Source organism: Leisingera coralii (genome assembly GCF_049056525.1).
In the GTDB taxonomy this organism is placed as follows: domain Bacteria; phylum Pseudomonadota; class Alphaproteobacteria; order Rhodobacterales; family Rhodobacteraceae; genus Leisingera; species Leisingera coralii.
This window is the reverse complement of record NZ_JBHUPT010000093.1, coordinates 22,829-31,433: the sequence shown is the minus strand read 5'-3', so window position 1 is coordinate 31,433 and position 8,605 is coordinate 22,829. Positions and strand designations below refer to the sequence as shown.

The 8,605-nt window shown below is 66.1% G+C and carries 7 protein-coding genes; 3 read left to right on the top strand and 4 right to left on the bottom strand.

Annotated elements, in window-relative coordinates:
• Positions 1-345 (top strand): putative sulfate exporter family transporter (locus ACFMBG_RS22785; protein WP_421056949.1); only part of this gene is annotated, 345 nt, incomplete at its 5' end.
• Between the two features lie 358 nt (positions 346-703).
• Here the strand turns inward: ACFMBG_RS22785 and ACFMBG_RS22780 are convergent.
• The 3 genes from ACFMBG_RS22780 to ACFMBG_RS22770 form a co-directional block, all read right to left on the bottom strand.
• Positions 704-1,771, bottom strand: coding sequence for a hypothetical protein (locus ACFMBG_RS22780; protein WP_421056948.1), 1,068 nt, complete (start codon positions 1,769-1,771; stop codon positions 704-706).
• A 736-nt stretch (positions 1,772-2,507) separates the two neighbouring features.
• Positions 2,508-3,599: a ParB/RepB/Spo0J family partition protein gene (locus ACFMBG_RS22775; RefSeq protein ID WP_421056947.1), complete on the bottom strand. Its 1,092-nt coding sequence runs from the start codon at positions 3,597-3,599 to the stop codon at positions 2,508-2,510.
• Complete coding sequence (locus tag ACFMBG_RS22770) at positions 3,577-5,001, bottom strand: AAA family ATPase (RefSeq protein WP_421056946.1); 1,425 nt, start codon at positions 4,999-5,001, stop codon at positions 3,577-3,579. Before ACFMBG_RS22770 ends, ACFMBG_RS22775 begins: the two co-directional genes overlap by 23 nt.
• A 590-nt stretch (positions 5,002-5,591) precedes the next feature.
• Between ACFMBG_RS22770 and ACFMBG_RS22765 the strand changes: the two genes are divergently transcribed.
• The gene (locus ACFMBG_RS22765) at positions 5,592-6,875 is read left to right on the top strand and encodes a replication initiation protein (RefSeq protein WP_421056945.1); all 1,284 of its coding nucleotides are present in this window, start codon (positions 5,592-5,594) and stop codon (positions 6,873-6,875) included.
• A 30-nt stretch (positions 6,876-6,905) separates the two neighbouring features.
• Here ACFMBG_RS22765 and ACFMBG_RS22760 read toward each other — a convergent pair whose 3' ends face one another.
• The gene (locus tag ACFMBG_RS22760; RefSeq protein ID WP_027234624.1) at positions 6,906-7,427 is read right to left on the bottom strand and encodes a winged helix DNA-binding protein; all 522 of its coding nucleotides are present in this window, start codon (positions 7,425-7,427) and stop codon (positions 6,906-6,908) included.
• Positions 7,428-7,632: 205 nt separating this feature from the next.
• Between ACFMBG_RS22760 and ACFMBG_RS22755 the strand changes: the two genes are divergently transcribed.
• Positions 7,633-8,604: a TRAP transporter substrate-binding protein gene (locus ACFMBG_RS22755; protein WP_421056944.1), complete on the top strand. Its 972-nt coding sequence runs from the start codon at positions 7,633-7,635 to the stop codon at positions 8,602-8,604.
• The last annotated feature ends 1 nt before the right edge of the window (position 8,605 follow it).

Sequence of the window (8,605 nt, the reverse complement as noted above, 5' to 3'; positions counted from 1 at the left end):
ATGCGGGTGGCGATGCTCGCCCCCATCGTGCTGGCGGCCTCGCTGATGATCCGCTCCTTTGCCGGGCTGCCCGGCAACGGCAAGCGGCCGCCGGTGCTGCCGGGCTTTGTCATTGCCTTCCTGGTGCTGGCGGGGATCAATTCCTTCGGCCTGATCCCGGCGGCGGTTACCGACTTCCTCAGCCACGCGTCGCGCTGGCTGCTGCTCACTGCAATCGCCGCGGTGGGGATGAAAACAAATCTGAAACAGGTCCTGGCCGTCGGAGGCGCGGCCATTGCCCTGATCATCGTCGAGACCCTGTTCATCGCCGGCCTGATCCTGGCCGGAATCAAGCTCTTGACCTGACCAGACAGACCAGAAGGGAGGCCCGGCACCTCACCGCAGGGGACCGCCAATCTGGTGACTGCCTGCGGTGCAAGCCCGTTTGCCGCTGAATCGGGCGGCGATCTCTACTGCGCAGCCCGCCCGCAGGCAGAAAGCATCGGGCCGGGGCTGGCGGCAGTCTGCGGCGCAGAGTGTGCGGCGATCGGGCGAAAGATCAGATTGGCCTGGTCCCGGGCGGCCAGGCCCCCCTGCGCCTGCCGGGGCGATCTGAGGCGCGCGGCGGTCTTTTTCCGCTTTCGGGCTGGTCCGTGCGGGACTGCAGCGGCATGGTAAGCTGCGGGCCGCTTCCCGCGGCGGGCCGTTCCGGTCCGGATCCCGTCTAGGCTGCCCCGCTTAGGGACGCCCGCCAGACGCGGAACCGCCCCTGCCCTGTTACCTCCTGTATCAGGTGCTGCTCCTCGAACCAGGCGATGTTCCTTTGCACAGCAGCGCGGCTGGCGCCGGTCAGCTCTTCTGCCAGCGGCGCGGTCACCAGCAGCCAGCTCCGGAAGACCTCGATCAGCAGCGGCGGTGTCCGGCCCGACAGGGTTTGGATGCGGCCGCGGGCTTCGCTTTCCCACTGGTCCAGCTGATCGAGGTGCCGCATCGCGCGGATGATCCCGCTCTCCATCGCCTGCAGCCACCGTTGCAGCCTTTCCCGCGGCTCCCCTCCTCGGCGCATTCCCCCGGCCCCGCTCATCAGCACCGGCGCGAACAGGGCGCCGCCCTGCCCCGCCCTGGCCGACATGCGCGCAGCAATCACCGCGCCTTCCAGGATGTCCCCCTCAGGACCGATCCCGGCCAGGGGCCAGAGGTGAAAGGCAAGGCACGCGCGCACGATCGGATGCAGCACGGATGCGGATTTCATGATGCCATTCCACCCGGCGGTCCTGCCGCTCAGCGGGTCGTCCCCGCGGGCGTCGTGGCGGCCAAGAAACCCGGCGATATCCGCCCCCGGGCCTGGGCCGCCCGACAGGCGCCGGAACGCCCAGGCGGCACGCTGCAGCGCCGCCGTATCCTCGCCGGCCGCGCTGGCCCGCATGGCCAGCCACAGCCCCAGCCTGTCAGGCGGGATCCTGTCCCCGGACAGCCAGCTGAGCTCGGACGCCTCGAAAAGTGCCAGCCTGTGCCGCCATCCTTCCGGTCCGCGCCGCAGCCGCTCATCCAGCGCCCCGAACCGCGCCGCCGCCTGCGCCAGATGCAGCGCCTCCGCCGCCTGCGCCCGTTCCCACTTGGCCACCTGTGCCCGCTCATCCGCTTCGGCGCGCGGCAGCGGCGGCAGCAGGTCCGGCTCTTCCTCCGGTGGTCCGGGCAGGAACCACAGGTCTTCCTCACCGGTTTCGCCGTCATAAGGGCTTTTTCCGGCATCTGGTATACCGCCTTTAGCTTCAGATGGGCTCCTTTTCATATGCGCAAAATAGTAGAATTTTGATCATTACCCAAGACCTTTCAGGCCTCCCGGCCTCCGCAAGGTTCAGGCCACCCGCGATGAAGCCCTGCTCCGGGAATCAAGCTGCAGCAGGCTGCAAGCCGGCCGGAGGCCAAGCGCGGGCGGACACTGCGCGGGCGGGCAAAGTGGCCTGCTTCCCCCATCAGGATGCTGATGGACTGCACCAGAGCACGGGGCCTCTTGGGCACTGGTGAGGTTCAGGCAGATGGCCCGGAAACACCGGATGATGCCCTGCCCTGGCGCAGCAAGACGCTGTCCCGCCGGCGGCATCTTTCAAGGCATTTTGCGGCCAGCGCTCGAGACCAGGAGGGACCGCGCGTTTGGCTGCGCCGCAGGCGCGCAGCCTTCCGGGTTTCGCAGCGAAACCTGCCGGGGTGCCCCGGAACGCGCCAGCCCCATTCACGGCGGCGTCAGGACTGGCGGGCGTGCTGGCAGCTGACTTGGGTTTCGCAGCGAAACCCGGCCGCTGTGCGCGGCCTGATTGCTGTCCTTCCGTTCGCGGCAAGACACGCCGCCAGGAGCCGGACCGCAAGCCGCCTGCCCCGACTCCGCCCCGCGAGCAAGGAAGGTTTCGCTGCGAAACCACCCGTTTCGCGATCGCCTGTTGAGGGGCGGTAACCTGTCCGCAAAACAAAACCCCCGGCTGTTTGGCCGGGGGTTTCGCTGCGAAACCGGGGGCAAGCGCCCTGCCCGCTCAGCCGTGCTCCAGCAGATGGCGCACGTTGTCCATCACCGCGTCGACCAGCTCCGCGGTCACCTCGGAACCGGAAAAGCGGATGGCATAGCCGCCGGGGCCGTGCTCCCGTTCGATGGTGATGCCCCGGGCCACCTGGGTCTTGCGCGACCGCTCGAGTTTTTGCGCGGCCTTGGGGCGGCCGCCGCGGCTGGGGTCCTGCGGCGCGCCTTCGGCCTGTTCGATGACCGGCAGCATGGCATCCCATTCCTCCGCCGCGGAGCGCCCGCCGGCCTCTTCCAAGACGGTGCGAAGAGGTTCCGCCAGACCGGCCCGCAGGGCGCCCGCCAGACGCAGGCACTGGCGTTCGTTGAGGCCGGTGGCAAAGGCCAGCATGTCGCCCAGCTCCTCGTGGATCAGGGCAAAGGAGCGGATCTTGGAGCGCTTGGCCTTGGAGGCGTTCTGGAACAGCACCGCCACCGCCTCGTCGACGGTGGGGAACACCCCGTCATGCACGGCGGAGGCGGCGGCGCGGCCGCGCTCGTACTGGCTGAGGCCGGAGCGGATCTCGTTCTCCTCGATCATCGCAACCAGCGCGTCGGCGATGCTGCCGGGGGCGCGGATGAAGGCGGGGATGGTGCGGAAGCGCTCGCCGCCGCTGAGCGCGTTGAGGCGGCGCACCGCGGTCAGGCGGCGGTAGCCGGAGACCAGCGCATATGTGCCCGCGTCGGCGGGGTTGAGCGGCTCGAACACCTCGATCGGCAGGCGCAGCCCGTTGGCGGAGATCGAGCTCATCAGCTCCTGCATCTCCTCCTCGTCCATCACGATGCGGTCGCGGTTCAGCGCCTCGGCGGTGATACCGGTGATGGGCAGCTCCACCGCCACCAGGCCCTTTTCCTCCGCCGCGCGCAGCCGTTCGGCATCGGCGCGGTCGCGGGCCGCGGCCTCGCGGCCGGCCTGGGGCAGGGGGTCTGCATGGCGGGCGGCATCGGCCACCACATCGGCAATCGGCGGCCGCAGACCGGGGCTGCGCGCCAAGTCCCGGTCAATGCCTGCCTCGATCTCCCTCAGCGCCTCGGGCGAGGGGGTTTCAAGCTGTCTGCGCCTGGCCATCTGCTCTCTCCTCTTGCTGGGATTGCTGTTGCTGCTGCATCTGCTGATCGCGCCACCAGCTGCCGATCAGCAGTTCCTTGAATTCCGCATAGGTGCGGTCGAACACCTCGCGGCCGCGGGTGTAGGTCTCGCGGTTGAAGCTGCGGTAATCTGCCTCGTAGATGCCGGAGACGCTTTCGCCGGCCTGGCCGACCAGGGCGGTGTAATCCTGCCGGTAGGCGTTCATCATGTCGCCGAAATAGGCCTGGATCACGTTCGCCAGATCGGTCTGCTGGCTGGCGTCGAACCGGGTGATGAGGGCGCGCACCACGTCCCATTCGAACTTCATCTCCGGCAGCCCGGCGCGGCGGCGGGCGGCGTTCTCGCCGTCCTCAATGGAGGCAAAGGTGGAGTAGAGCATGTCGAAGAAACGGCCGGTGGAGTCGAACTCCAGGAAGGAGGCGCCCAGCGGCACCATCAGGATGTCGGCAGCGGCCAGCGCGTTTATGGTGAGATAGCCGAGGGCCGGGGGGGTGTCGAGCAGGATGATGTCGTAGTCATCGAGCGCGCCGCCCTGGTCCAGCGCGTTGGTCAGCGCGTCCCACAGCGCCCAGTTGCGCAGGCCCATGCGCCAGACCGGGATCTGGAATTCCGCCCAGTAGAGGTTCAGCTGGGCGCCGATCAGGTCGATGTTGGGCCAGTGGGTTTTCTGGACCACGTTTCGCAGCGAAACCTCCCGCGCCTCGGTCAGAGTCTCATCCAGGGGAATAGGGTCTGAACCGGCGGCGGCGCGGACCTTGTTCTCGGCCTCCACCGCCTCGGCGTAGTCGCGGGCGAGCAGGGGGAAGACGGTCTGCCATTCGTCGGCAACCTGGCCGCCGAGGATCGAGGTCATGGAGCCCTGGCTGTCCAGATCAACCACCAGCACCTTATAGCCGTCCAGCGCGGCGGACATCGCCAGATGCGCGGCGGTCGAGGTCTTGCCGACGCCGCCCTTGAAGTTGGCGACCGCGACCACCTTGGCGGGCAGGCCTTCGGGGCGGTAGGGGCGGTACTCCTTGGTGGAGATGCCTTCCTCCGCGAAATGGTCGCGCAGTTTCAGCACCTCTTCGAGGGTGAACCATTTGGAGCCGCTGGCGCCCTCGCCCTGGGGCAGGTCGGGGTTCTTGTTCAGCACCCGGCGCAGATGCGCGGGGGCGACGGGGATCAGGTAGCGGCAGACCTCCCAAGTGGAGAATTTGCGCAGCCGCTTGCGGCCGTCCGGCGCGTAGCCGCGCTTGGCCAGATCATCGCGCCCCCGGCCTGCAAACGCCGCGGCCTTGGCGAATCTGGCGGTGTCGACCAGCTCGCCCAGCTTGGCCGCAGCCGCCTCGGGATCCAGGTTGAAATAGGGGGGCAGGGGAGTGTCCGGTTTCTTTGCCATGTCTCGTGTGCCTCGGTAAAATCGCCTGTTTGGCGTGTTATCACCGTTTTTGTCGCACATCTGTGGCAGAGAGTGAATCATTATCTGGCAGCGCATCTGTTTTCCGCTGCCGTCCGTAATCCGCGGAATATATGTCTCTTTTCCCCGGAAAACACTATGGCACAAACAGGTTGAAATGTTGTGAATCTTTGATTTAGTTTAGAATCTTTAGATCTGGTAATCCGTTCGATTTCAAACACTTGATCCCGTTTGGGGACCCGTATCCGGGAGCAAAGGAACCCGTTTGCAGGATCATGGGTACCTGTCTGCGGGAGCAAGGGTCCCGATTCGCGGGAGGACGGGTACCCGTGCCCCTGAAGCCGGAAATCGGGCCGTTTGAGCGCCCGGAACAGCCGGAAACCGGGGGATTTCGGCGGTATTCGGGGCCTGGGGGCCGCGGCCTAGGCTAAAGGTACCCGTTTCCGGGATGGCCTTCTCCTGTAAACGGGTCCCCAAGCCGGGATTGAGCGCGGGTTCCTTTTACGCCATAGTCTCAGCAGAGCAGAATCCCCGCAAGAGCAGCAAGCCGACAGGGGAAAGAGGGCAGGGCGATGGATCCAGACGATATCCCGCACAGCAAGCTGACCGGGCCGTTGCGCCGGGGGTCGGTGAAGAAGAATGTCGCCGCGATCCATGTCTCGGGCAAGCTGACGCTGCTGCAGCGCAAGCTGTCCAATGTGCTCTTGCTGAATGCCTATGACGCGCTGATCTCCAAGCCCAAGCACCAGATCGATGCGCAGACGCTGTGCATGATGGTGGGCTACAACTCCAACGACATGGAAACCCTGAAGCAGTCGCTGCGCAGCCTGGCGGAGACGGTGGCGGAATGGGACATGCTGGACGAGAACGGCAAGCAGGAGTGGGGGGTCAGCTCCTTGCTGTCCTATGCCAAGCTGCAGGGCGGGGTGTGCGAATACGCCTATAGCCCGGCGCTGGCGGAGAAGCTGCATGACCCCAAGGTGTTTGCCCTGATCAACCTGAACATCCAGCGGCGGTTCACCTCCGGTCACGCGCTGGCGCTGTATGAGAACTGCTACCGGTTTGTGCGGACGGGATCGACCGGCTGGTGGGACATTGCGCTGTTCCGCCGCCTGATGGGGGTGGACGGCAGCGCCTATTACGAGAGCTTCAAGCACCTGAACGCCAAGATCATCAAGCCGGCTGTGGCGGAGGTGAACAAGACCTCCAACATCCTGCTGACACCGGAGTTCAAGAAGATGGGGCGGCAGGTGGCCGAGGTGCGGTTCCTGATCAAGGAGAACCCGCAGCTGGCGATGCTGGACATCGACGACGGCGCCGGGGTGCGGCAGGGGGCGGTCTATGGCCAGCTGATGGAGCTGGGGGTCAGCGACCGGCTGGCGCGGCAGTGGATTGCTGAGCACGGAGAGGATTATGTCTCGGAGAAGATCGGCTATCTGAAGGGGCGCAAGGGGGTGGACAGCCCGGTGCGTTACCTGAGCGCGGCGCTGCGGGACGATTACAAGGACGCGCCTGCGGAGGCAGTGAAAGAAGTTTCCCCGGAGGTGCTGGCGGCAGCTGAGGCGCGTAAGGCAGCTGAAGCTGAGGCGGCGCGCAAGGCGGCGGCAGAGGATGCGGCCAAGGCGCAGGAACGCTCGCTCAGGGCGCAGCGGCTGGAGCGGATCCGGGAGCTGGCGGCGGGGCGCTCGCCGACCCAGAGGGATGCCGACAAGCGGCTGTTCCTGAGCCGCCTGGAAGACGAGATCGACCGCGAGGAATTCCGCAACCGCGGGTGGGCCGCAGCCCTGCTGGCCAGCCAAATGGCGGAGTTCTGGGAGGAACTGATCCCCGGCGCGTTCGAGGAACTCGCCGGGTAGGGCAGGGGGCTGCCTGGTGACCGTTCTGTTTCAGAGCGAGGCAGCGGCGCGGCTGGCCTGGTCGTAATGGCCCGAGAGTGCCCGCAGGCTGCGGGCCAGCTCGCGCAGGTCCTTGCCCGGCAGGTCGGCGGCAGAGAGACCGTCCAGCAGGCACTGGCGGCGCACGTCGCGATAGGCCGAACACAGCTCCGCGCCCTCGGCTGAGGTGCGGTAGAACACTTCCTTGCCGCGTTTTTCCGAGGCCAGCAGCCCGGCCTTGAGCAGCTTGCGCAGGCCGTAGTTCACCGTGTGGCTGTCCTCGATGTTGAGCAGGAAGCAGATGTCGGACAGGCGCTTGTCCTTGCCGCGGTGGTTGACGTTGTGCAGGATCAGGATTTCTAGCGGGTTCAGATCCGGCTGGCCGGCCGCCGCCATGCAGCGGGTCATCCAGCGGGAAAAGGCGTTGGAGGCGATGATCAGGCCGAATTCCAGCTCCGACAGCTCCCAGCCTTCGCCCTCGGCCAGGTGGCGGGAGGAGACGATTCGGCGGGAATCCGGTTTCTTTTCGGCCATCTTTGCCCCTTCTTTGTTGATAAAACCCCGGCGTTTTATCTGCATGTGGTCATAAAAGGGTAAAGTATCAAGGAGATCAAGCAGGCTGTCCGGCCGGTGGCCGCTGCCGGACGGGGCAGGGGCGGAGGCTGAACCTTGGCAAAACGTTGACAAATTATCAGCGTTATGGATACATTATTGCAATGTTTCGCATTGGGAGGAAAACATGCAATTTTCGCGTATGCTGGGCGGTGCGGCCGTTCTGATCGCCGGGCTGTCGGTGCCGGCCCTTGCTGCAACCTGGGACATGCCGACGCCCTATCCGGACGCCACGTTCCACACCAAGAACATCGCTGAGTTCGCCAGCGACGTTGCCGAGGCGACCGATGGCGGGCTGGAGATCAAGGTCCATTCGGCCGGATCGCTGTTCAAGCACCCGGAAATCAGCAAGGCCGTGCGCAGCGGCCAGGTGCCCGCGGGCGAGTTCTTTCTGTCGCTCTTGGCCAATGACAACCCGGCGTTTGGCGCCGACTCGCTGCCGTTCCTGGCGACCAGCTATGAAGAGGCCGAGCGGCTGTGGGCGGCGCAGAAGGATGTGATCGACGGGCTGCTGGACGAGCAGGGGCTGATGGCGCTCTATGCCGTGCCGTGGCCGCCGCAGGGTCTGTACACCACCAAGGAAATCAACAGCGTTGACGATCTGGCGGGTCTGAAGTTCCGCACCTACAACGCGACGCTGGAGCAGTTTGCCAACCTGGCGGGCGCCGCGCCGACCCAGGTTGAGGTTCCGGACATCCCGCAGGCCTTCAGCACCGGCCGGGTCGAGGCGATGATCACCTCGCCCTCCACCGGTGTGAATTCGAAGGCCTGGGACTTCCTGACCCATTACACCGACATCCAAGCCTGGATCCCGAAGAACATCGTGGTGGTGAACAAGCGCGCGTTCCGCCGCCTGGATGAGGCCACCCAGACCGCCATTCTGGAAGCCGCGGCTGAGGCCGAGGCGCGCGGTTGGGAGATGAGCCGGGCCGAGACCACCGGCCAGATCGAGGTGCTGAAGGAAAACGGCATCACCGTGTCCGAGCCGTCGGAAGAGCTGATGGAGGGCCTGCGCGCGATTGGGGCGCAGATGCTGGAAAGCTGGAAAGGCGAGGCCGGGGAGGCCGGTGCCACCCTGCTGAACGCCTACCAGCAGTAAC